At 62.2% G+C, this 23,312-nt stretch carries 19 protein-coding genes; 15 read left to right on the top strand and 4 right to left on the bottom strand.

Annotated elements, in window-relative coordinates; genetic code table 11:
- Positions 1–120 precede the first annotated feature (120 nt).
- From O6760_RS05610 to O6760_RS05580, 7 genes are all read left to right on the top strand, one after another.
- Positions 121–822, top strand: coding sequence for a GntR family transcriptional regulator (locus O6760_RS05610; RefSeq protein ID WP_269584500.1), 702 nt, complete (start codon positions 121–123; stop codon positions 820–822).
- A 351-nt stretch (positions 823–1,173) separates the two neighbouring features.
- Positions 1,174–1,839, top strand: coding sequence for a GntR family transcriptional regulator (locus O6760_RS05605; protein ID WP_269584499.1), 666 nt, complete (start codon positions 1,174–1,176; stop codon positions 1,837–1,839).
- An 81-nt stretch (positions 1,840–1,920) separates the two neighbouring features.
- A complete protein-coding gene (locus O6760_RS05600) occupies positions 1,921–2,952 on the top strand; it encodes a TRAP transporter substrate-binding protein (RefSeq protein WP_269584498.1) in 1,032 nt (343 codons plus the stop codon).
- Positions 2,953–3,012: 60 nt separating this feature from the next.
- Positions 3,013–3,567, top strand: coding sequence for a TRAP transporter small permease subunit (locus O6760_RS05595; protein ID WP_269584497.1), 555 nt, complete (start codon positions 3,013–3,015; stop codon positions 3,565–3,567).
- A 6-nt stretch (positions 3,568–3,573) separates the two neighbouring features.
- Entirely contained in the window at positions 3,574–4,866 is a 1,293-nt protein-coding gene (locus O6760_RS05590; RefSeq protein WP_269584496.1) for a TRAP transporter large permease, read from the top strand.
- Positions 4,866–6,284: an amidase gene (locus O6760_RS05585; RefSeq protein WP_269584495.1), complete on the top strand. Its 1,419-nt coding sequence runs from the start codon at positions 4,866–4,868 to the stop codon at positions 6,282–6,284. Before O6760_RS05590 ends, O6760_RS05585 begins: the two co-directional genes overlap by 1 nt.
- A 4-nt stretch (positions 6,285–6,288) precedes the next feature.
- Positions 6,289–7,035 (top strand): hypothetical protein, encoded by a 747-nt coding sequence (locus O6760_RS05580; protein WP_269584494.1) that lies wholly within the window; start codon positions 6,289–6,291, stop codon positions 7,033–7,035.
- Positions 7,036–7,087: 52 nt separating this feature from the next.
- Here the strand turns inward: O6760_RS05580 and O6760_RS05575 are convergent, their stop codons facing one another.
- From O6760_RS05575 to O6760_RS05565, 3 genes are read right to left on the bottom strand one after another with little or no spacing between them, the layout of a single operon-like run.
- A complete protein-coding gene (locus tag O6760_RS05575; protein WP_269584493.1) occupies positions 7,088–8,350 on the bottom strand; it encodes a CaiB/BaiF CoA transferase family protein in 1,263 nt (420 codons plus the stop codon).
- Positions 8,347–8,796: a PaaI family thioesterase gene (locus O6760_RS05570; RefSeq protein ID WP_269584492.1), complete on the bottom strand. Its 450-nt coding sequence runs from the start codon at positions 8,794–8,796 to the stop codon at positions 8,347–8,349. The genes O6760_RS05575 and O6760_RS05570 overlap by 4 nt, the downstream gene beginning before the upstream one ends.
- A 3-nt stretch (positions 8,797–8,799) precedes the next feature.
- Positions 8,800–9,582 (bottom strand): IclR family transcriptional regulator, encoded by a 783-nt coding sequence (locus tag O6760_RS05565; protein WP_269584491.1) that lies wholly within the window; start codon positions 9,580–9,582, stop codon positions 8,800–8,802.
- Between the two features lie 144 nt (positions 9,583–9,726).
- Here O6760_RS05565 and O6760_RS05560 point away from each other — a divergent pair, with 144 nt between their 5' ends.
- The 5 genes from O6760_RS05560 (at position 9,727) to O6760_RS05540 (ending at position 15,390) form a co-directional block, all read left to right on the top strand.
- Positions 9,727–11,286, top strand: coding sequence for an acyl-CoA synthetase (locus O6760_RS05560; RefSeq protein WP_269584490.1), 1,560 nt, complete (start codon positions 9,727–9,729; stop codon positions 11,284–11,286).
- A gap of 38 nt (positions 11,287–11,324) precedes the next feature.
- Complete coding sequence (locus tag O6760_RS05555; protein ID WP_269584489.1) at positions 11,325–12,464, top strand: FAS1-like dehydratase domain-containing protein; 1,140 nt, start codon at positions 11,325–11,327, stop codon at positions 12,462–12,464.
- A gap of 39 nt (positions 12,465–12,503) precedes the next feature.
- Entirely contained in the window at positions 12,504–12,998 is a 495-nt protein-coding gene (locus tag O6760_RS05550) for a TRAP transporter small permease (RefSeq protein ID WP_269584488.1), read from the top strand.
- A gap of 26 nt (positions 12,999–13,024) precedes the next feature.
- Positions 13,025–14,032 carry a TRAP transporter substrate-binding protein gene (locus O6760_RS05545; protein ID WP_269584487.1) on the top strand — a complete coding sequence of 336 codons (1,008 nt, stop codon included), beginning with the start codon at positions 13,025–13,027 and terminating at the stop codon, positions 14,030–14,032.
- A 74-nt stretch (positions 14,033–14,106) separates the two neighbouring features.
- On the top strand, positions 14,107–15,390 hold the full coding sequence (locus O6760_RS05540) for a TRAP transporter large permease (RefSeq protein ID WP_269584486.1): 1,284 nt from the start codon (positions 14,107–14,109) through the stop codon (positions 15,388–15,390).
- Positions 15,391–15,514: 124 nt separating this feature from the next.
- Here the strand turns inward: O6760_RS05540 and pglB are convergent, their stop codons facing one another.
- On the bottom strand, positions 15,515–16,855 hold the full coding sequence (gene pglB, locus O6760_RS05535; RefSeq protein WP_269584485.1) for a polygalacturonase PglB: 1,341 nt from the start codon (positions 16,853–16,855) through the stop codon (positions 15,515–15,517).
- Positions 16,856–17,021: 166 nt separating this feature from the next.
- Between pglB and O6760_RS05530 the strand changes: the two genes are divergently transcribed.
- The 3 genes from O6760_RS05530 (at position 17,022) to O6760_RS05520 (ending at position 23,228) form a co-directional block, all read left to right on the top strand.
- Positions 17,022–20,126 carry an alpha-mannosidase gene (locus O6760_RS05530; protein WP_269584484.1) on the top strand — a complete coding sequence of 1,035 codons (3,105 nt, stop codon included), beginning with the start codon at positions 17,022–17,024 and terminating at the stop codon, positions 20,124–20,126.
- Complete coding sequence (locus tag O6760_RS05525; protein ID WP_269584483.1) at positions 20,127–21,185, top strand: LacI family DNA-binding transcriptional regulator; 1,059 nt, start codon at positions 20,127–20,129, stop codon at positions 21,183–21,185.
- A gap of 126 nt (positions 21,186–21,311) precedes the next feature.
- Positions 21,312–23,228 (top strand): ABC transporter substrate-binding protein, encoded by a 1,917-nt coding sequence (locus O6760_RS05520; RefSeq protein WP_269584482.1) that lies wholly within the window; start codon positions 21,312–21,314, stop codon positions 23,226–23,228.
- Positions 23,229–23,312: the final 84 nt, after the last annotated feature.

Raw genomic sequence — 23,312 nt, 5'->3', positions numbered from 1 at the left:
TTATTATTTTTTTCAGCATGTTAAGTAACCTCTCGGCAGGCAGGAATTCTTGAATCAAATTTTGTGCACATTTTTAGATCTATAATGTGCACAAAATTCAAACAGAAGAAGCGGAAGATCGTGGCAAAAGGTTTGAGACGCGGTGCAAAGGCAACTCCGGATCTCGACGAGACCGTCTACGGGCGCATTTCCTCGGCGCTCATGGAGGGCAAGCTCAAGGCGGGCAGCAAGCTTGCCGAGCACAAGCTTGCGGAGGCGCTGGAAGTCTCGCGCGAACGCGTCAGGAAGGCCCTTCACCGTCTCGCGGCAGAGCGCCGTATCGAGATCATTCCCAACCGGGGGGCGTGGGTGCCGCGCCCGTCCGCGGATGAGATCAAGGCTGTTTACGAAGCTCACAGGGTGCTTGAGTCCGGTGTGCTCATGCGGTTGTGCCAGTCCGTTACCGAGGAGATGCTGGCGAAACTGGAAGCGCATCTCGACCAGGAACGCGATGCGGCGGTGCAGGGGGACCGCCCGCGCTCCGTCCAGTTGTCGGGCCGGTTTCACATCCTTCTGGTGGACATGCTCGGCAACGACGAGCTGTCCCGGTTCATCCGCGACCTGCTGAGCCGGTCGTCGATCATGGTGTCGCTTTACGAACAGGCCAACCAGTCTGCCTGCGGCGTCGACGAGCATGCCGAGATCGTCGAGGCCTTGCGCGCGCGGGATCCCGAAAGGGCGATTGCCCTGTCCCATTCCCACTTTGCCCATGTCGAGCACCGCCTCAGTCTTCAGGACGCCGTCAGCGCGCCGCAGGACTTCGCGTCCATTTTCGCAAGCTAGTTCGCACGCCGGCGGCTCCGCGAGCGCGCGTAACTGGCGCCTGGTCGTCTTGCTGATTTCGATCGCCATTGTTCCTGGTCCACTCGCGGTTTCTTGCATTGCAGGAACAAAGCAACAGCCGGGCCAGTTGCCCGCCATGGCACGACGGCGGAAATCAACCGCCTGAAAACAAACGCCAATTCCGGAGACGATCAGCGCGCGATTGCGAACCGGCCTGTCAGGTTTGTTGTCTGAATTCTGTATACTGTATACAATTTCATCATAAGAGGTTGATATATAGGCATTTCCGTTTTGCCTTTCTGGTGCTTTCTGGCAGAATGAATTTGTATTCAACCCGATTCAAAAAAAATTATGGCACTTGCATCTTCACCACCATTCAGACGCACGCAGCTCCATCAGGACGTGGCCGATCATCTCAGGGCGCTGATCCTCGACGGGCGCCTCAAGGATGGCGAACGGATCGTGGAGACGGCGCTGTGCGAAAAACTGAACGTCTCTCGCACGCCGTTGCGCGAGGCGATCAAGACGCTCATCCACGAAGGGCTGATTGAGCATCAGCCCAACCGGGGCGCACGGGTTTCCAAGGTGACACCCGAGGAACTCAGGCAGCTGTTTGAAGTGATGTCCAGCCTTGAAATGCTGGCGGCCGAAATCACCGCTCGTACGATAAAGCCTTTGGAATTCAAGCGTTTGAAGGCTTTGCACGACAAGATGGCAAAGCATCATGCCGCAGGAGAGAGACATCAGTATTTTGCATTGAACCACCAGATCCACCTTCGGATCGTCGAGCTCTCGGGCAACGCGATCCTGATCGAAACGCACTCCGCGCTGATGATCCGTGCCCGCCATTTCCGCTATCAGGCACTTGCCGGGAATGACCGCTGGGCGGAAGCGATGGAGGAGCACAATCGGATCATGGATGCGCTTGAGGCCGGCGACGCGGAACTCTGCGGCCGGCTGATGAAGCGCCATGTCGGCAGGACCGGCGAGGTTGTCGAGGCGACTTTTCCGGAATAGCGAGCCGGCCGGCGCTGGCCTTCCCGAGCAATTGGCACAGCACTTGCTGAGCACCCTCCGTCACAGAACAAGGAGGGCGTTATGCGTCAACTATTAGCAGCACTCGCGCTGGGCGGCCTGGTGGCCACACCTGTATCGGCTGAAACCATCGAGTTGAAAGTGCTTGGGCAGCCGGGAAGCACCGGACTGATCCAGAAAAACCAGGAAGTTCCGTTCTTCGAGAATTTTGCCGAGGAGACCGGTCTCGACGTGAAGGTGAACTTCCAGCCGCTCGACGCCACCGGCATCAAGGATACCGAAGAACTCCGCGTTCTGAAGAGCGGCCTGTTCAACATCATTTCCCTGCGCATGTCCCAGGTCAGCCGGGACGAGCCGACCATACTGGGTCTCGACCTTGTCGGCCTGAACCCGACCTACGAGGCCGGCAAGAAAACGATGACCGACTTCTCGGAGATCGTCGACAAGCGCCTTCAGGAAAAGTTCAACACCAAGCTCCTCGGCATCTGGCCGTTTGGTCCGCAGGTGCTGTTCTGCAAGCCGGAGATCTCAAAGCTCAGTGACCTGAAGGGTTACAAGGTCCGCGTCTATGACCAGAACCTGGCAAAATTCGTCGAAAGCGTCGGCGGCACTCCGGTTCCGCTCGGGTTCACGGAAGTCCAGCAGTCCCTCGCGCGCGGCGTCGTCGATTGCGCGATCACCGGGCCCAGCTCCGCGAACTCGGCGGCCTGGCCGGAAGTCACCACCCATGTGCTGCCGCTGGCCTTCCAGATCGCACTCAACGGCTACGGCATCAACCTGGACACCTGGAACAAGTTCAGCGCGGAAGACCAGGCCAAGATCGAAGCCGCGTTCGACAAGCTGACGGCCGATATCTGGACCTATTCCGAAGAACTGTTCGACGATGCGATGCGGTGCAATGTCGGCAAGACGCCGTGCGAGCTCAACAAGCCCTATGACCTTGTTGAAGTGCCGATCACCGAGGAAGACCTGGCCATCGTCGAAAACGCCGTCAAGGAACTGTCCTTCCCGGCCTGGGCCGAAGTCTGCGACGCAACCAACCCGACCTGTTCCGACGACTGGAAAGCCACCGTCGGCAAGCGCCTGGGTATGTGATTTCGGAACGGCGCGCCGTTTCCGGCGCGCCGTTTTTCTCCAAGACTGGACGAGCGCTTCATGCAATTCATCATCAGATATGTCAGCTGGACCTTCGGGTTGATGCTCCTTGGGCTGTCATTGTTCGTTTCCCTCGAAACCCTGAGCCGGAAACTTTTCAATTTTTCCTTCCAGGGAGCGGACGAACTTGGCGGTTACGTGCTTGCGATCTGCGGTTCTCTGGCCTTCACCATCGCCTTGGTGGAGCGCGGTCACATCCGGATCGACTTTCTGCATGAAAAACTGCCGGCAAGGGTGCAGGCGGTTTTGAATGTCCTGGCCGCCCTTTGCATGTTTGCCTTCGGCGTGTTTTTCGTCCGCTACTGCTACCCGGTCATCCGCGACACACTGGAATATGGCAGCACGGCAGCGACACCCTGGGCAACGCCCCTGATCTACCCCCAGTCGCTCTGGTTCGCGGCCCTGTGCGCGTTTTTCGTGACCGCGGTCCTGTGGGCGGGCTACGCGCTTTACCTTCTTTTTTCCGGCCAGATTGAAAAGCTGAACGCCAACTTCGGCCCGAAGGGGGTCTCGGAAGAACTGAAGGACGAACTCGCAGATCTCCAGGGCAGATAGACACTCATGGCCGTTTCAACGATTCTCATCGCGTTCTTTCTCATGCTCGCCATCATGCTGGCGGGCATGCCCATCGCTGCCGTCATGGCAATCGCCGGCATCGTCGGCGGCGTGCTCGCCTTCGGCTGGCCGCTGGTGGAAAGCATGGGCGCCGTCGTCTGGGGTGTTCAGAACGAAAACCTGCTCACCGCGATCCCGCTCTTCATCCTGCTTGGCGAGCTGTTGCTGCGCAGCGGCATTGCGGACCGGATGTACGGCACAATGTCACTCTGGCTGGGCGTGCTGCCGGGCGGTCTGCTGCATACCAATATCGGCTGTTGCGCGCTGTTCTCGGCCACGTCCGGGTCTTCGGTGGCAACGGCGGCCACGATCGGTACGGTTGCCATGCCGACACTCGATTCACGCGGATACGACAAGGCCAAGTCGCTGGGCAGTCTTGCCGCCGGCGGAACGCTCGGTATTCTCATTCCGCCGAGTGTCAATCTGCTGGTCTACGGCTCCATGGCGGAGCAGTCGATCGGCCAGTTGTTCGTCGCCGGGATCGTTCCCGGAATGCTGCTGACGCTGTGTTTCATGGCCTATATCGCGTTCAATCACCGCCATGAGAGGGCCCAGGCCGCCGTCACCATACCCTTGTCGGAAAAGATAAGGGCGTCCACCGCGCTGATCCCGCCGATCGTGATCTTCGTGATCGTGATCGGCAGCATCTATGCCGGCATCGCCACCCCGACGGAATCGGCCGCGCTCGGCGTCACGACGGCCCTTGTTTTCGTGGTTCTGCACGGGCGGCTCAGCATCGAGTTCCTGAACCGCTGCTTCATGCAGACGGCCAAGACAACCGGCATGGTCCTGCTGATCGTGACAAGTGCCTTCATGCTGAACGTGACGCTGTCCCTGACCGGCGCGGCGCAGTCGATGACCAGCTGGATCGCTTCGCTCGGGCTATCCGCCTTTGGCCTGCTTCTGGCCCTGGTTGTCTTCTATCTCGTGCTCGGCATGTTCATGGATGTGCTGTCCATGCAGGTGCTCACCATTCCGATTGCCGTGCCCGTCATCACGGCGGCAGGTATAGATCCGATCTGGTTCGGGATATTCGTCGTCCTGATGTGCGAACTCGGCCTGATCACACCACCGGTCGGAATGAACCTTTACGTTGTGCATGGTGTCCGCCTGGACGGCGGTCCCTTCATGGATGTCGTCAGGGGAGCGGTTCCCTATGTCCTGATCATGCTGGCGTTCACGTTCCTGATGATCCTTGTGCCCGACATTGCGCTCTGGTTGCCGAGGTCCATGTTCTGATGACGGATTTCTGGCGAAAACCTCTCGATCAACTGAGCCGCGACCTGGCCGCCGGTGCGACGACGTCCCTCGAACTGGTCCGCGGGTTCCAGGAGCGGTCGAGAAGGCTCCATCCGGTGCTGAATGCCCTGGTCACGGAAAATGCGGAAGCGCTGAACGAGGCGGCTGAAAGCGATCGGCGACGGCAGGCAGGAAAGGTGCTGGGGCCGCTCGATGGCATACCCATCGCCGTCAAGGACAACATCCTGACCAAGGGGCTGCGCACGACCTGGGGCAGCCCGGTCTATTCTGACTACCTTCCCGAAACGGACGAAACACCTGTCGAGCGGCTGAAAGCCGCGGGAATGATCGTGCTGGGCAAGACCAATGTTCCCGAGTTCACGCTCGAAGGCTTCACCAGCAATCCGCTGTTCGGCACGACACCAAATCCCTGGAACCTGGCGGTTACGCCGGGCGGCTCCAGCGGCGGCTCGGTTGCCGGAGTCGCCGCCGGGATCTTCCCGGCCGCGCTCGGAACAGACGGCGGCGGCTCGATCCGGCGCCCGTGCGGTTACACGGGCCTGTTCGGACTGAAGCCGACCATTGGCCGGATCGCGCGCGCACAGACCCTGCCGCAGGTTCTGCTCGACATGGAGGTGGTCGGGCCGATCACCCGCGATGTCACGTCGTCCGCCATGCTTTTTACCGCGATGGAGGGGCCGCACGCTGCGGATCCCAGATCCAGGTTGCCCGAAGAGCCGGATCGTCATGTCGCGCTGGACACCGGTCCCCCTCCGCTCAGGATCCTTTGTGTCGAGCGGCTGGGCGACGCCCCGCTGGATCCGGAAATTGCCGCAAGCACACGGGCCTTCGCGGAGCGTCTGCAGGCCCTGGGCCATCACGTGTCGCAAGGGCCAATGCCGTTTGACCTCTCCGGCCTGAATGCGGGCTGGACCAGGATCGGTCAGGCCGGTCTCGGGTTCCTGGCGCGGACGCTGGGGACCCGTTTCGAAGCCGCCAGCCCGAAATACCGGGAGATCGCGGAGGCGAGCAGGCAGGTCGGCTCGGACGAGCTCTTCGACATTCTGGACGGCATTGCGCGCCTGCGTGAGGAAGCCGCTTGTTTCTTTGAAACCTGCGACGTCATCCTCACTCCCGCCTCCGCGGCAATGCCCTGGCCTGTCGGTTCGGATTTTCCGCCGGAAATCGACGGCAGGCCCGTGGGGCCACGCGGTCACGCCGTCTACACGGGCTGGGTGAATGCCATCGGACATCCGGCCATCGCGTTGCCTGCGTCGCCGTCGGCAAACGGCCTGCCGATCGGCGTTCAGCTTGTCGGCGCGCACAATCGCGACTGGCTCCTGATGAGGCTGGCCAGGCAATACGAGAAGTCTCATTCGTGGCATGCCTCCTGGCCACCTGTCGGGGAAGGGAGCTGAGGCCGTGAACACCACGAAGGAAACGCGGATCGCGAACGCGGTCGACATCCTTGCGGGCCTGCGCGCGCAGCACGCGGCCATGGAACGCCTCCCGGACCATGTCCGTCCGCAAACACCGGCTGAGGCCTACGAGATACAGGCTCGGCTCGCGCGTGCCGCCGCGACGGACGGGATGCACTGGAAGGTTTCCGCCTCGGGCCCGCTCGGTCCCGCCGCCGCGCCGGTGTTCGGCGACCGGATCCTGACCTCGCCCGCGACTGTCGGCACCGCCAACCGGCTGGAAACCGAGATTGCTCTCAAGCTGGGACGGGATCTGCCGTGCCGGCCGGAGAGACCGTATTCACGTCAAGAGGTGCGCGCCTGCGTGGAGGCCTTCGCCATTGCGTTTGAACTCGTCGACTGGCGGCTGACCGCCGGAGACCTGAGCTTTCCGGAGCGCCTCGCGGATTGTTTCGCCAATGACGGCATGGTGATCGGAGATCCGGCCCCGCTGGAAGTCCTGTCCGCTTCGCCGGTCACGCAGACAACGCTTTTCAGGGACGGAGAGCCCGAGCCCTTCACTCCGGTCGACATCGATCCGGTCGGATCCCTGCTGGCCTATGCGAATGCCGGCGGTGACAGGCTTGGCGGCTTCAAGGCGGGACAATGGGTGCTCACGGGCTCCATGACGGGAATGCAGGCCTGCGGTTCCGCGTCAGCCTGGAAAGCCTGTTGGGCGGACATTTCGGAAGTTTGTCTGACCCTGGCGTGACGGGTGACCGGCACTCTGCCGGCTGGAGCGGTGAAACCGGCTCTCCAGGCCCTTATTCCTTGATGAGCTCGTCTTCCCGGTAGGTACCGCATTCAATGACCTTTTCCCGGACCAACCGCTCCACCGCGTCCCGGCTGAAACCCAACTGTTCCTGCAGGATTGTCAGGCTGTCCTCGCCAAGCACGGACGGTGCGCTGGAGGGGGCCTGGGACCGACCGTCAAACAGGACCGGGTTTTTGACCAGACGCAGATCTCCGGCGAGAGGATGTGAAACGGTTTCGACAAGGTCCCGCGCCTTGACATGGTCCTGCTCAAGGGCCTCCGCGACGTCCAGGATCGGCGCATTCGGAACGTCGAAGCGTGTCAGCCTGTCGAGCCAATAGTCGGTCGAGTGCGCGCTCATGCGTGCGTTGATGAGCGGCTCCAGCTCGTTCCTGTTGGTCAGGCGGTCCTGGTAGAGCGCAAAGCGCGGATCTTCGATCAGATGGCCCAGCTCGAGGCAGTTGGCGAAATTTTTCCAGAAACGGTCTGTCAGGCAGGCAACGATAACGTGGCCGTCACGGGTTGCGAACGACCCGTAGGGAACGATGCTCGGATGCTGGGTTCCAACGGGCTGAGGCGCGGAACCGGTGACGAAGTAGATCTGGGACAGGTAGCCCAGCATGGCGATCAGACCGTCAAGCATGGCGACGTCGACACGTTGTCCGAGACCGGTGACGGAGCGCTGGTGGAGGGCGGCCAGGATGCCGAAAACGGAAAAGATGCTGCCCGCCATGTCGCCAAGGGGCAGGCCCAGCTTGTTGGGGGCGGCGCCCGGTTCCCGGTTGATGCTCATGACACCGGACAGGGCCTGCGCGACGATGTCGAAGGCAGGTTTGTCCGCCAGCGGACTTTCCGTGCCGAAGCCGGTAATGGAACAATAGATCAGGCCGGGATTGCCGGCGCGCAAGGTCTCGTAGCCGAGCCCGAGCCGGTCCATCACGCCTGGCCTGAAATTCTCCAGGACAATGTCGCAACCGGCCGCCAGTTGCTTCGCGATTTCAATGCCTTCTTCCGTCTTCAGGTTCAGCGCAAGGCTCTTCTTGCTGCGGTTGAGGGCAATGTAATAGTGGCTGAGCGGGCCTTGGAAAGGCGGGAAGTTCCGCGTCTCGTCCCCCGTTCCGACGGGCTCGACCTTGATCACCTCCGCCCCCATGTCCGCCAGGACCATGCTGGCATAGGGGCCGGACAAGATCCGCGAGAAATCCAGGATCTTCAGACCGGCGAGAGGTCCGGACCGGGGAGCTTGGGTATCTTCTGTCTTGTTCGCGGTCATTGTGTGTCCCTGGAAGCGCCAGAACTGGGGCGGATGATTTTCATGATGGCGGATGCGCTTGCGACTGCCCGGCCTGCGGCTTGGACGTCAGCATCGAGGAACAGCATGGATCCGGTCCGGTGCCGGATGACCGCGCTGGCTTCCAGCCGGTCGCCTTTTCTTGCGGCGCCCAGATACCTGATGTCCATCTGCACGGTTGCCGTCGGCGCGCGTCCGCTTGCCTCCCAGGCGACCATGGCAAAGGCGTGATCGATCAGGCTTGCGGTCACACCGCCGTGGACCAGCCCGATCGGATTGAGGTGCCGGGCATCCGTATCGAGCCCGTATCGCCATTCCTCCTGTGAACGCGTGGCCAGCAGCGGTCCGATACCGTCCATGAAGCCACCGATTTCCAGAGGTTTCCAGCCGGTCACCTCGCCGCACTCATCTTCGCCCGCACCGGTCATTGCCTATCCTCCCAATTCCATCTGGCTTTTCGAGATCTCGTCGCGATAGGCGAGCATTTTCTCCGCGATCCTGTCTGCGCCCGTTGCCTGGATGCGTTCGGAAATACCGATCGCCACCAGGCTACGGAACATCTGGCCCCTTGTGTCGAACATGGGGACCGCAACGACGGTAACACCGGAAATGTAGGTCCCCGAATCGACCGCGTAGCCGTTTTTCCGGGCACTGGTCACTTCTGCCAGCCAGGTCTCGTAAGCCGGCGGATGATCCCAGCTCAGCTCGTCGAAATCCGCGCGCAGTTTCGCATCGTCCACACGGTTGAAGGCGGCAAAACAGCGTCCAGTCGCGCTGATGAGCGCGGGGAAACGGCTGCCCAGGTCCACCTGCAGGCGGAAGGGCATGCTGGACTGGGACATGGCGACCACGACCATGTGCACGGGGTCCGTCAATTGGGTCGCGATTCCGGTCACGCCGAACTCTTCGGACAGCTGGTCGAGATGGGGCTGGACCAGGGTGGTGAAGCTGTTGCGCTGCAAGGCGGAGCGGGCCAGGGGAAGAATGCCCAAGCCTATGGAATACAACTTCTTTTCCGGGTCGAACACGACAAGCCCCTCATCCTGCAGCGCGCGCAGAATATGCAGGCAGGTGCTGGGGATCAGGCCCAGGGAGCGCGCCAGCGGGTTGACGCCCACCGGCTCCGGCTCCCTGGCCAGTTGCCGGAGGATGGCAACCGCGCGCGTGACCGCCGGGACCTGCCGTTTTCGAATGCCCTTTTTTGCGTCCTGCATGTCTTCACCTGTATGACTTGATTTCATTGTCTATATACAATAAAAGAATCATATTGACAATAATCATCTGTCGCCCCTAGCCTTGTCAACGTGGTTGGGACGCTTTGCCGTCCAATCGAAAAAGGTTTGGGAGGAAGCAAGCGCATGACGCGGCTGACGGAGTACACGTCCTATTCAGATGCCATCGGGCATTTCTCGAATGCGGCGCTTTGGGAGCTCTTCGACGGAGACAGGAACCGGCTGAACATTGCGCATGAATGTGTCGACCGGCACGTGGATGGCGACAAGGTCGCGCTTCGTATCGCGCATGCCGAAGGTCACGACGAACTGATCACGTTCGATGAACTCAGCCGCCGGTCCTCGCAGGTCGCGCATTACCTGAAAGGGCGCGGCCTCGAGAAGGGCGACCGGGTCGCGGTCATGATCGAGCCGTCCCTGGCGTTCTATTGCGCCATTTTCGGCGTCATCAAGGCGGGCGCGGTTGCCGTTCCCATGTTCACCCTGTTCGGACCGGAAGGCATCCGGCTTCGGCTGGACGACTGCACACCGGAACTGGTTTTCACCAACGTGGAAAAGGCGGCGGAAGCGGAAGAAGCGGGCGCCAAGGATGTCGTTGTCATCGACGAGGCGTTCCTGGAAGACCTGGCCGCGTTCCCCGAGCACTTCGCGTGGGACACAAGTGGCGAAGACCTCGCTGTCCTGCAATATACGTCCGGCACCACCCGGCTTCTACCGGCAGCCGTACGTCACAATCATCGCTCCATCGTCACACTGATGGTCGCCGCGCTATATGCAACGGGTGTCAGGCCCGGCGACCGGTTCTTCTGCCCGTCATCTCCGGCCTGGGGGCACGGGCTCTGGCACGGCACCCTGGCCCCGCTCGCCCTGGGCGTGGGCACGGGAACGTTCAGCGGTAAATTCGATCCGGTTCGGCTGCTGAAGGCCCTGTCGGATTTCGAAATCACCAATCTCTCCGCGGCCGCCACCCATTACCGGATGATGCGCAATTGCGGGGAGGCGGAAAACCACACCTACGCCTTCAAGAAGCTCTCGTTCACCGGCGAGCCGATCGACAGCGAAACCGCGCGCTACATCGAACGGCTGTTCGGCACCAAGGTGTGCAGCATGTACGGCACCACGGAAATCGGTGTCATCCTCGCCAATTATCCTGGCGCGGAGGATTTCGAGGTCAGGGAAGGGTCTCTCGGCAAGCCGGTTCCGGGCGTGGAAGTCGCGGTTCACGATGCGAACGGCAAGCCGTCGGCGCCGGGCGAAATCGGTGAACTGATGCTGCGGCGGAAGGACGAGTGGTTCCCGACCAAGGATCTCGGCCGCGTCGACGAGGACGGCTATTTCTATCATGCCGGCCGCGCGGACGATGTCATCATTTCCGCGGGCTGGACCATGAGCGCGGTCGAGATCGAAGACACCATCCTGCGCCATCCCGCCGTCGCGGAAGCCGCCGCGATCGGTGTTCCCGACGCGGTGCGCGGACAGGTCGTCAAGGCCTTCATCGTCCTGAAGGGCGCGGAGGCCGGCGACCTGGTTCACGAGATCCAGGATCTCGTTCGCAACAATCTCAGCCGGCACGAATACCCGCGCCAGGTCGAGTTCGTGAAGTCCCTGCCGAAAACCCCGGCAGGCAAGGTCAATCGCAAAATTCTCAGAGATGCAGAGGCCAGGGAAGCGGCGGGTGCCGCCTGACACCGCTGCCTGAAAGTTCACTTGATATGGAGGAAGCCATGAACGAAATCGTGCATTCACGATTCCCGAAAATCACCCCGGAAGGTCTGGAAGACCTTCGTTCCCGCATCGGCGTGAAAATCGAAAACACCGTCGAGCCATGGTGTTACGAGGCGACCCGGGACAACATCCGCCACTATGCGCACGGCATCGGCGATGACAACCCGCTGTGGTGTGACCCGGACTACGCCAAGACCACCAGATACGGCGACGTCATCGCCTTGCCGAGCTTCCTGTTCGCGACGAGCCGGATCATTTCGGGCTATGTCGGCGGTCTGTCCGGCGTGCATGCCATGTGGTCCGGCGCGGACTGGACCTGGCACAAGCCGATCAGTCGCAACACCACGATCCGCACCGAGGCCTATCTGAAAGACCTGATCGAACACGACACGCGGTTTGCCGGTCGTGCGGTCCAGCAGATCTATCACGTGGATTTCTTCGACGCCGACACTGACGAACTGCTGGCAAGCGCCGACAGCTGGTGCTTCCGCACCGATCGCGACCACGCACGCGAAAAGGGCACCAAATACACGGAGGTCCGCTCCCGCGAAGCGCGTGGCTACACAAAGGACGAGCTCGAGAGCTTCTTCAAGTTCTATGAGCAGGAAGAGATCAGGGGTGCCGTCCCCAGATACTGGGAAGATGTCGTGGAAGGGGAAGACCTGCCGACGATGGTCAAGGGACCCATGACCGTGACCGGGTTCATCGCCTACGCCCAGGGCTGGGGCGGTCTCTACATCCGCGCGAACAAGCTCGCCTGGCGCCAGCATGTCAACCATCCCGGCCTTGGCATCGAGAACAAGCGCGGCATTCCCGATTGCCCGGAGCGGGTTCACTGGGAAGAGGACTTTGCCCTGGAAGTGGGCGCGCCCGGCGCCTATGACTACGGCCCCGAGCGCTGCTCCTGGCTCACCCACCAGGTCACCAACTGGATGGGCGACGACGGGTTTCTGCGCCAGTCCAAATGTCAGGTCCGCCGGCACAATCCGGAAGGCGACATCGTCCTGATCAAGGGAACTGTCTTGCGCAAATTTGTCGAGGACGGCCGGCACCTTGTTGAAATTCAGCAACGTGCCGTCAACCAGGATGACGAATTATCCGCAATCGGATCGGCAATCGTGGAGCTGCCGACGCGGTGACGCGTTTCGGGCGGTGATTCAGGCGACTGGGAGGAGAGCTTGAAAAACTTCGGGAGATATCTGGCTCGGGTCGAAGACATCCTGCACTACGCGGGATGCCTGGCCCTGCTGACTGTGGCGGTCCTGCTGAATGCCGACATCCTGTCGCGTCTGGTCTTCGGCATTCCCGTCCAGATCCAGTTCGAAATGACCGAGCTCTATCTCATGCCCGCACTGGCGTGCCTTTCACTGTCCCGGGTGTTCCGGGACGGTGGCCACCTCGCCCTCGACATCGTTCCCGAAGGCGGGGCCGGATCTCCCTGGCGGTTCGTGAGGATCGGCCGAATGCTGCTGGCCGCGGCATTCTTCGCCGTCGTCACCTGGATGTCCGGACAATTTGCCTTCCGGGCCTTTGCCCGGGGGGAAATCGAATTCGGCGTGATCGACTGGCCGCTTGGCTGGGCCTATCTCACCGTCCCTCTTGGGTGCTGCGTCCTGATGGTGCGGCTTGTCTATGAAACAATCAGAGAAGGTGGTCTCAACACCTCGGCTTGAAAGTCTTTCAGACGGGAGGAATAGAAATGAAGATTGCAAAAACGGCATACGGCCTGCTGGCCGGTCTGCTTGCACTCGGCGCTGTCCAGGCAAATGCGGACACGCTCAGGCTCGGTGACTTCCAGTCCACCACCCACATCGTGTCGGTGGAAGGAACCACACGCTGGATGAAGGCCGTCGAGGACGCCACCGGCGGCGAAATCACGTTCGAACATTATCCGTCCGCGCAGGCCGCAAAGGCCGCCGCCCAGCTGGATGCGGTCAAGGCGGGCATTCTCGATGCGGCCCTGATCGGCACGCCCTATCACAGCGAGGTCCTGCCGCTGAATTCGGTGGTCGCCCTGCCGGGTTTCTACAAGTCCGCGGTTCACGGCACCGAAGTCCTCCAGAAAATGCTGGCCGAAGGTCCCCTTCGGGACGAGTTGATCGACGCGGGCGTTGTTCCCATTTTCGGTTTTGTCCTGCCGCCCTACCAGGTGCTGGCGAATGACCGGCTGGGCATGCCGGACACCTGGGCCGGACTCGACATCCGCACCAGCGGCTCGACCCAGGCCATGACCGCGCGCAGCCTCGGCGCCGTGGGGGTCAGCATTCCGGGACCCGAAGTCTATACGGCGGTGGAACGGACCCGCCTTGACGGCGTCCTGTTTCCGCTGGCTTCGGTTCCGGGCTACAACCTCCAGGAAATCGTCAGCCACATTTCCAAGAACGGGTCCTTCGGCGGCTACAGCTTCGTCATGGTTATCCAGAAGGCCCGCTTCGACGCGCTCTCAGAGGGTGCCAGGAAGGCCATGTTTGAAGCAGGGCAGGAGATCGCGCTTCACGTGGCCGCCGCACAGGACGCCTCCATCGAGAAGCTTGTCGAGGAATGGACCGCGAACGAGATCGAAGTCTACGACTTCACCGACGAGGAGCTGGCGAGCCTCAAGGCGGCCATGGCAGAGGTTTCGGCGGATTGGCTGGAGCGTGTCGGCGGTGGAAGTGACACGGCGAAGGCCGTGCTGGAAGAATACGGAAAACTGACGGGTCAATAACGTCAGAGCGTTACCTAACATCACCTGGCGGCCGGAGACCGGCCGCCTCTTTTCCCGCCAAGGTCTGTCAGCGGATGCTCTCCTTCTTCGCACTTCTCGTTATTCTAGCCGGCTTGATGATCCTGCGCATGCCCATCGCCTTTGCCATGGGAATCGCCGGGTCCGTGGGGCTTGCCGTTCAGCTTGGCACACAGCCCGCGCTCTCCGTTCTCGAGCGCACCTTCTTCGACACGGCCTCGTCCTTCGTGCTCGTGGCGATCCCCCTCTTTATCCTGATGGCGGAAATCCTGACCGCAGGCGATGTCACACGCAGGGCCATCGTCGCGTGCCAGGCCTGGGTGGGACACCTGAAAGGTGGTCTTGCCATGGCCACGGTCGGTGCCTCCGTGCTCCTGGCGGCCCTTGTGGGAAGCAGCACCGCCTCGACCGCCGCCATGTCGGCCTCCGCCTTTCCCGAGATGCGGCGGCACAAATACAATGACCGCCTGTCGGCGGCGGTCGTCAGCGTCGGCGGGACATTGGCCGTGGTGGTGCCCCCGAGCATCGTTCTCGTGGTCTATGGCGTCTTGACGGAAACCTCCATCGGCAAGCTCTTCATTGCCGGGGTCGTGCCCGGCCTGCTGACCGCCCTCGGGCTTGCCGCCGTCATCAAGGTCATCGCCCATCGCACGGACTATGCCCCCGAAGGGGAACCGTTCGAATTGCGCAAGGCAACGCGCAGCAGCTTTTACGTCGTGCCGATGGTCCTGCTGATCGCCGCCGTCATCGGCGCGATCTACTGGGGCCTGGCCTCGCCGTCCGAAGCCGCGGCCCTCGGCGTTCTGGGATCGGTCGTCATCTGCCTCGCGCAGGGCACGTTCCGGATCCCTGCTTTCGGCGGGTCCCTGAGCAAGGCGGTCAAGGCAACGGTCATGATTGTCGCGATCGTGGCCTGCTCGGCGATCTTCGCAAATTACCTGACCTTCACACGGGTCACGCAGGCGATCCTGGAAGCCGTCTCGACCACCGAACTGCCCCGCTACGCCATTCTCATGATCATGGTTCTGGTTCTGCTGGTCATGGGCATGTTCATGGATCAGCTCGCGATCCTCTCGCTTGCGATGCCGCTGGCCTTTCCGGCCGCGATGGCGCTGGATTTCGATCCGGTGTGGTTCGGCATCATCGTCACCAAGACGGTGGAGATCGGGCTGTTGACGCCGCCCCTCGGCCTCAATGCCTATGTGGCCTCCGCGCAGACGAGGGTGCCGCTGGCCACCATCTTCCGCGGCCTGATACCGTTCATCCTGGTTGAAATGGCGGTGCTCGGACTGCTGATCGCCTTTCCGCAGATCACCCTCTGGCTGCCGAGCCTGATGTAGGCCGTTTGACCGGATCGCCTGAAAAGATCCCGTTTGGAGAGTGCCGGCTTGCGCCATGCGGATTCAGGACCCGAGGCCATCTGGGCCAGTCACGACCGGACGGCCTCAGGCCTGGTGCCCGGCATCATTCGCACATACAGGACACATCGGGAGCCCACCCTTCGGGCAAAGGGTCCGGCCGGTCAATTCGGACTGAACCGCAATTGAGGTCCCGAACGCCGCGTGCAAAAAGACCCGGAAGTCCGTCGGGGTAGGGCACGAGACCCATCACCTTGCCGTCGGCGCCGAGCCGCCAGGCATTGGCCCGCCCTGCCGCTTCCGGCGCGGGGTCGAGATCGGCCGGTGTCGGGCGCAGGTCATATTGCAGTGCCGTACCGAATTCGCCAGCGTTCTGTTTCAATACGATGCCGTCGAGCGTGACGCCTGAAACCAGACCGGCACGTTCGGCCCAGAGATTGATCGCTCCCGGGGCCCGGCCCGTGATGTCGCGGACCTCGATGTCGCTCACGGCACCTGCCGGGCGGATCCCGGGACGACGGTCGAGCGCGGTGATCGTCAAGGGCTCGCCGGAGCCCCAGAACCCGTCCGGCGTTTCAAAACAGTCCAGCCGGATGCGCGCGAACCGGACCCGGGAGATCGAACCGCCATCGCGCGAAAAAATGCCGAGCGCCCTGTTGGAGGCCTCGACCACACAGTCCTCGAAGCTGATATCGGCGAAATCGGCATGGCTCTCGGTACCTATCTTGAGCGCGCAGGACCGGCTTTCGACGACACAATCGCTGATCCTGATATTCCGGCAGTCACGCGTCGTACCGCCGCCCGCACGCGCCGAAGTCTTCAGCACGATGCCGTCATCGGCCGTGCGAATCTCACAGGCCGTCACGGTCACGTTCTCGCAGCCATCAAGCACCAGCCCGTCGGTATTCGGCATCCGCCGGTCATTTTCCACGCGCGCGCCGGAAATGGTCACGTCGATGCAATCGACAAGATGCAAGGTCCACATGGGAGAATCATGGACGGAGATACCGCGCAGCGTGACCTCGTTGCATTTGTCGAATACCAGAACCCGCGGGCGGAACTGCGCCGGAATGCGCGTGCCCATGCGTTCGTCCTCTCCGGTTGAAAAATGCCCTGCGCCCGAGCACTCGATCCGGCCCTCCCCGCAGATCGTGATCCGTGCCGCCTCCGAGGCCACGATCATGGCCCGGTCCGATTGCTCGGCCTCCACATTGACCGTGGTGCCGCTATAGGCTTCGTAATCCGGCTGGAACGCAAGCACCGCCCCGGCACCGAGTTCCAGCAACGTGTCGGACCACAACCGCACCCCCTTGAGCCGATGCCGTCCCGCACCGAGACATACATGCACAGGCCCCGTGCGCGCGCGGTCGAGCGCCGCTTGTAGCCGCGACGTGCCGTCCCCCTCGATCGCCTCCAGATCGATACGATGCCGTTCCTGGGTCTTCATTCCAAACTCCAATGGAATATTTTTCATACTGAATTCATTCGGAAATTTTGGAAAATCGATGCAGATTTAACATTATTCCCTTGTTATGACTTGTAATATTGGATTAATCGCCACTCGACAATTCTGTAATTTAATGAAAAAATTTCACCTACCAGGGAGACGAAACATGCCAACAATCGCGCAGCTGGACCATCTGGTGGCGACGCTCGAGGCCGAAGCCTGGTGCGAAACCGGGCTTGATGTTCCGCTGCGTTGGGCCGAGGCCGCACCCGCAGACCGGGACCATATGCTCGACGGTCCTCACCACGACTGGCGCAGCGTCGGTCCCGCCACGATCTGGGGCCGCCCGCAAAGCTATTTCTGGTTTTCCGGACGTTTCACGGTGCCCGAAGCTCTCGAGGGTGCCGATCTCTGGCTCCGCATCGACGCGCAATTCGGGCGCGTCATGGGCCGTTCGGATCCGCAATGCCTCGTGCGGATCAACGGCGAAATCGCGCAGGGCGGCGATTATAATCACCGGTTGGTCCGGCTTTCGGACGCTGCCCGGACGGGGGCCCGTTTCGACATCATGATCGAGGCGGGCACGATCGAGGATCGCCACCAGATCGGTTTCGCGCTCACCGTGCTGACCCGTGACGCCGAGATGGAGATGCTTTTTTACGATCTCGCGACACCTCTCGATGTCGCCCGGCACCTGCCTGAAACGGATCACCGGCGTGATCGGATTCTCGGTACGGTCTACGCGGCGCTTAACGTGGTCGATCTGCGCCCCGGTAATCCGGATCGCCGCGCCGGCAGTGTTCGGGCCGCGCGCCAGGTCGCCCGCAGCATCTACGAAACCGCCGACACGGAAGCCGTGCCGACAATCACGGTGACCGGCCATACGCATATCGACGTCGCATGGCTGTGGCGGGTACGCGAAACCCGCCAGAAAATGGCCCGTTCCGTCGCCACGGTCCTGGGGCTCATGGAGGAGTATCCCGACTACATCTTCATGTATAATCAGGGTTTTCTTCTCGATGCGCTGGCACGCGATTACCCTGAGCTCTTTCAACGCCTCAAGGCGCGCCAGGCAGGCGGACAGGTGGAGATAGAAGGGGCCCTGTGGCTGGAGCCGGACGCCAACATGACCGGGGGCGAAAGCCTCGTGCGCCATATCCTCAAAGGTATCCGCTATCATCAGGAAACGTTCGGCATACGTCCGCGCATCGTGTGGCTTCCCGACACATTCGGCTACTCCGCCGCGCTTCCCCAGATCATGGCACTGGCCGGGCTCGACGTGTTCGTCACGCACAAGATGAGCTGGAACGACACCAACCGGATGCCCCACGAGATCTTTTGGTGGGAAGGGCTCGACGGGACCCGCGCGCCTACCTATTTCCTCACGACCCAGCCGGTCGAAAGCACCTCGATCGGAACCACCTACTGCCCCGACCTGCGGCCCAGTCATGTCATGGGGGCCTGGCGCCGCTTCAGCCAGAAGGCGGACCATGACAGGCTCTGGCTGGTCTATGGTCACGGCGACGGCGGCGGCGGTCCGACCCGCGGCATGCTCGAGCAGATTCGCCGGATGGAGAGGGGCATCCCGGGCTGTCCGCGTGTCGAACACGGGCCGATGGGGCCGTTCTTCACCGACCTGGTCGAACGGATGCAGGCCGATCCGGGCGCCTATCCGGCGTGGGTCGGCGAGCTTTACCTGGAATTTCACCGGGGCACGTTCACCTCCGTTGCCGAGGTCAAGCGCAACAACCGGCGCGCCGAGGCGGTCTTGCGCGATCTGGAAGCGCTGGCGGTTCTGGCGATGGTGCGCGCCGGGGTGGACGCTCCCCGGACCGAACTGGCCGCGCTTTGGGACATCGTTCTCCTGAACCAGTTCCACGACATTCTGCCCGGGTCCTCGATTGCGGAGGTCTATGCAGACAGCCGCGCGGATTTCGAGACATTCTTCGCACAGGCCTCTGATCTGGAGGCGCGGCTTGCAGCAGAGCTCGGCGGGGACATCGTGCTCAACGCGCTCGGGGCACCGCGCGGCGGGCTGGTGAGTTTCGATGCCCGGGAGAGCTGCGCACTGGACGGGGCGCCCTCGCAAGTCATCAACCGCGCCGACGGCACCGTCGCCCATATCGCGCCCCTGCCCCCGGTGCCTGTTGCGGGTGCGCGCCGCGTGACGCTTACGCCCGCTCCCGCCGCCACCGGCACGGGTGGGCTTTCGGTCGGCACCGGCCATCTCGAAAATGTCCATCTGCGGGCGGAGTTCGACACCGCCGGCCGTCTGACGTCACTCAGCGACAAGGGGGCGGGCCGCGAGATCCTGGCTGGACCGGCCAATCGGCTTGTGGCCTTTCGCGACCGTCCCGCACAATTCGATGCCTGGGACATCGACCCGACGTATCTGGACCAGATGTGGGAAATCGACGATCTGCAGCGCTGCGAAGTCGTCGAAACCGGCCCTTACCGGGCAGCGCTCCGGCTGGAATGGGCGTATGAGCGCTCGCGTATCGTGCAGGTGATTTCGCTCGGCGCCGAGGCGAGGGAACTCGAGGTCGATTGTTATATCGACTGGGCCGAGCCCCACACACTCGTCAAGGCGGCCTTCCCGCTGGCACTGCGCACAAATGCCTCCGTTGCGGAGACCCAGTTCGGCCATGTGACCCGCGCCAGCCACCGCAACACGAGCTGGGACCAGGCGAAATTCGAACTGCCCATGCTGCGCTGGGTCGCGATGACCGACGGCGATTTCGGCCTGGCGCTCTTCAACGACTGCAAATACGGCTACGACGCGGAAGACGCGACCTTGCGCCTGACGCTGCTGCGGGCGCCGACATGGCCTTGGGACGGTGCCGATATCGGTGTGCATCGCCTGCGCTACGCCATTGCCTTGCACCATGGCATTGCCGAGCTTCCCGCGCGCGCCGAGGCGTTCAATCACCCGCCGAGGCTCTTGCGGGGCGGTGCAGGAGCGATGGCGGATCTGGAGGGGATCGTCTCGCTTGACGGTGATGCGGTGGCGCTCGAGGCAATCAAGCCCGCCGAAGACGGCGATGCCATCGTTCTGCGGCTCTGGGAGCGGCACGGCGCACACACACGGGCGCGCCTCCGCTTCGATGCCTGCATCGCGTCCGTCTCCTTTGCCGATCTGCTGGAGACGCCACAAGCGGAAATCGCACTCGACGGCAAAAACGAGACGGAGATTGAATTTGCCCCGTTCAAGATCGTTACGCTCCGCCTGGAACGGCGGCGGACCCGGGCACAGGACACAGGAGAAAACTAGATGACAGGCAAGAAGGTCGGCATCCGGGAAATTGCCGAAGCGGCCGGCGTGGCGATGTCCACTGTATCCCATGTCCTCAACGGCACGGCGTCGATCTCGGACGAGGTGCGCGACCGGGTGCTTGAGGTGGCGAAGTCCCTGGGCTACCTGGCACGCCGCCAGGCCAAGGGAGCGATCGCCACGATTACCAAGGTGATGCTCGCGGCGCCAGAGGATGCGTTGCCGCACAATGATCTCAACCTGGTTTCCTGGACCATTCTTTCGAGTCTCTCACGTGAGTGCGATGCGCGCGGTATCCACGTCACGCCCTTTGCACTGCACAGCAAGGTCGGTCCGTCCGACCTCGTCGCCGCGGCGCGCGAAGCCGGCGTTGACGGGCTGGTGCTGCTCAACGATGACGACGAGGCACTGCTTTCTGCCGTGGCCTCGAGCGGCATGCCCGCGGTGCTGATCAATGGCGAAGACCCCAACATGCTCATCGACAGCGTAACGCCGGGCAACCGCTTTGCCGCGCAGAAGGCGACGCGCCGGCTCATCACGCGCGGCCACCGCGACATCCGTCACCTGACCTTCGCCGGGCGCAAGACCATGCGGCGCCGGCAGGACGGTTTTCTTGATGCGTTGGAGGAGGCGGGAATCGAGGCGGCGCCGGACGGCGTGCTCGTCGCGCGCAGCTTTGAACCCGCCTGCGGCGAGGAGCGGATCGCAAGGTGGCTTTCGCAGGAGAATGGTCCGGGCACCGCAACGGCGCTTTTTTGCGCTGCCGACAACCTTGCCTTCGGCGCGATCCGGGCGCTGCGTGCGGCGGGCTATCGGGTTCCCGAGGACATCTCGGTCATAGGGTTCGATGGGGTCGCCCTGGGCGAATTCCACGACCCGCCGCTCACAACGGTTGCCGTCCCGATGGACCAGTTTGCCGCGGAAGCCCTCTCTTTGCTGCAGCAGCGAATCCTGGCGGGGCGGGGACAACGTGCCGCCCGCAGGGTTGAGCTGGGTTGCAACGTGATCGAGCGCGCCAGTGTCCGGGATGCGCACGCTGTGAAAAACGATGCCGTCTAATGAAAATTTTTTCAGTTTGATTTTCATGAGCCCGCAATAGTACTTTGCATAAAGACGACGCAACCACGCTATGCAAATGAATATTTTTGCATCAAGAAACAAGTCGATCTGACGGGAGGAAAGGGAATGAAAAAATTTTCGTACACACGCTCGCTACGCCGCGTGACGATCGCAGCCCTTTTTGCAAGCTCGAGCCTGGTCTCGGCAGCTTGGGCATTCAATGAGGCTCCGATACTCGCCGAGCGGGTCGCTGCCGGCGACCTGCCGCCTGTGGAAGAGCGCTTGCCTGTGAAACCCACGGTCGTGACCGCGATGGAGGTTGGGCAGTATGGCGGCAAGTGGCAGCGCGCGTTCAAGGGGCCGGGCGACCGCTGGGGCCCGACCAAGCTCATGGAAGAGCGTGTACTCAAATACGCTACCGACGCTGATGGCAATGTCATCCTGACACCGGCCTATATCGAGAGTTATTCGGTCAATGAGGACAGTTCGGAGTTCACCTTCACCCTGCTTGAAGGGTTGAAGTGGTCGGACGGCCACCCGGTGACCACGGAGGACGTCTCCTTCTGGTACAACGACATCTTCCTCAACAAGGAGCTGACCCCGAATTTCGAAACCTATCTGGCGCCGGGCGGCGAGCCGCTGGAAATCGAGATCGTCGACGGACGCACCTTCAAGGTGAAATTCGGTCAGCCCTACGTCTACTTCCTGAATATCCTGGCGCAGGATTCGACCGGTGGCCCGAGCCTTGACCGGCCGTCCTTCATCGCGCCCGCGCATTATCTCAAGCAGTTCAACAACCATCATGCGACCGCGGAGGAGCTTGCCAAGGCCGCCGCCGACTATCAGGTCGAGGACTGGACCAAGCTCTGGGGATCCAAGGGCAGCGTGACTGCGTGGTGGTTCAACGAGGACCTGCCGGTCATCACCGCGTGGAAAGTGCAGGGCGGCGTCAATGGCGACAAGGTCACCATGGTTCGCAATCCCTACTACTGGGCCGTCGATCAGGAGGGTAACCAGCTGCCATATATCGACGTGATCGAGCATCGTCTGTTCGAGGCGCAGGACGCGTTCAACCTGATGATCGTGCAGGGCCAGATCGACATGCAGCAACGCTATGTCACGGCGAACGATTTCACCTTCTACAAGGAAAACGCCGAAAAGGGCGGCTATGACGTCAAATCCTCGCGTTCCGCCAACGTCTGGTCGCTGGTGCCGAACCTGACGGTGGAGGACGAGGTTCTGCGCGGGCTCTTCGAGACCGCCGAAGTGCGCCAGGCGCTCTCGATCGCGGCTGACCGGGAGACGATCAACGAGCTGGCCTTTTCCGGACTTGGAGAGCCGCGCAGCGCCTCGCCGATCTCCGGTTCGCCCTATTTCGACGCCGAACTCGAAAGCCATTGGACCGAATACGATCCCGATGCCGCCAACGCGCTTCTGGACGCGGCCGGTCTGACCGAGCGCGACGCGGACGGCTATCGCCTGCGCCCGGACGGCGAGCGCTTCACCATCGTGGTGGAGAACAACAATGACGCCTACACCAACGTTCTGGAGATCCTTTCCGAGAACTACGCCGATGTGGGCGTGGAGCTGCTGCCGCGTCTTATCGACCGGACCCAGTGGGACGACAACCGCAAGAACAACAATTTCCAGATGCAGCTGGTGCCGTTCGACCGTCTTTCGATCGTCCCTGCCGATCCGCGGATCATGATGGGCAGCGACTTTTTCGCCAACGAATACTTCACCTGGTATCGGACCGGCGGCGAAAGCGGCATTGAGCCGGCTGCGGATCATCCCATCCGCGACGTCTGGGCGGCATGGGACCGTGCCACCAGCGCTGCCTCGATCGAGGACGCAGATGCGGCGACGATGGAGATGATCTCGGGCTTCGTGGACGCGGGCTGGGTCATCGGCCTTGTCGGCGAAGTGGCGACCCCGGTCATCGTCAAGAACAGCTTCCACAATCTGCGTGACGGCTTCGTCGAGGACAACATCACGCGCGGGATCGGCATTGCCCGCACCCAGCAGATGTGGATTAGCGAATAAGCTTACCCCCAGACTTGCCCCGGACCGGCCATCTGTGCCGGTTCGGGGTTTTCAATTCTGCGTTCGCGGTCCCGTCAATCGGGC

Origin of the sequence: Roseibium sp. Sym1 (genome assembly GCF_027359675.1) — a bacterium.
Classification (GTDB): Bacteria; Pseudomonadota; Alphaproteobacteria; order Rhizobiales; family Stappiaceae; genus Roseibium.
Note: the sequence above shows the minus strand (reverse complement) of the source record. Positions and strands in the feature narration are given on the sequence as shown.

Excerpts from the sequence above, each read along its gene's own strand:
- O6760_RS05605 (WP_269584499.1), top strand. The coding sequence starts at position 1,174 with ATGGCACTTGCATCTTCACCACCATTCAGACGCACGCAGCTCCATCAG.
- O6760_RS05600 (WP_269584498.1), top strand. The coding sequence starts at position 1,921 with ATGCGTCAACTATTAGCAGCACTCGCGCTGGGCGGCCTGGTGGCCACA.
- O6760_RS05595 (WP_269584497.1), top strand. The coding sequence starts at position 3,013 with ATGCAATTCATCATCAGATATGTCAGCTGGACCTTCGGGTTGATGCTC.
- O6760_RS05590 (WP_269584496.1), top strand. The coding sequence starts at position 3,574 with ATGGCCGTTTCAACGATTCTCATCGCGTTCTTTCTCATGCTCGCCATC.
- O6760_RS05585 (WP_269584495.1), top strand. The coding sequence starts at position 4,866 with ATGACGGATTTCTGGCGAAAACCTCTCGATCAACTGAGCCGCGACCTG.
- O6760_RS05575 (WP_269584493.1), bottom strand. The coding sequence starts at position 8,350 with ATGACCGCGAACAAGACAGAAGATACCCAAGCTCCCCGGTCCGGACCT.
- O6760_RS05570 (WP_269584492.1), bottom strand. The coding sequence starts at position 8,796 with ATGACCGGTGCGGGCGAAGATGAGTGCGGCGAGGTGACCGGCTGGAAA.
- O6760_RS05565 (WP_269584491.1), bottom strand. The coding sequence starts at position 9,582 with ATGCAGGACGCAAAAAAGGGCATTCGAAAACGGCAGGTCCCGGCGGTC.
- O6760_RS05560 (WP_269584490.1), top strand. The coding sequence starts at position 9,727 with ATGACGCGGCTGACGGAGTACACGTCCTATTCAGATGCCATCGGGCAT.
- O6760_RS05555 (WP_269584489.1), top strand. The coding sequence starts at position 11,325 with ATGAACGAAATCGTGCATTCACGATTCCCGAAAATCACCCCGGAAGGT.
- O6760_RS05545 (WP_269584487.1), top strand. The coding sequence starts at position 13,025 with ATGAAGATTGCAAAAACGGCATACGGCCTGCTGGCCGGTCTGCTTGCA.
- O6760_RS05540 (WP_269584486.1), top strand. The coding sequence starts at position 14,107 with ATGCTCTCCTTCTTCGCACTTCTCGTTATTCTAGCCGGCTTGATGATC.
- pglB (WP_269584485.1), bottom strand. The coding sequence starts at position 16,855 with ATGAAGACCCAGGAACGGCATCGTATCGATCTGGAGGCGATCGAGGGG.
- O6760_RS05530 (WP_269584484.1), top strand. The coding sequence starts at position 17,022 with ATGCCAACAATCGCGCAGCTGGACCATCTGGTGGCGACGCTCGAGGCC.
- O6760_RS05525 (WP_269584483.1), top strand. The coding sequence starts at position 20,127 with ATGACAGGCAAGAAGGTCGGCATCCGGGAAATTGCCGAAGCGGCCGGC.
- O6760_RS05520 (WP_269584482.1), top strand. The coding sequence starts at position 21,312 with ATGAAAAAATTTTCGTACACACGCTCGCTACGCCGCGTGACGATCGCA.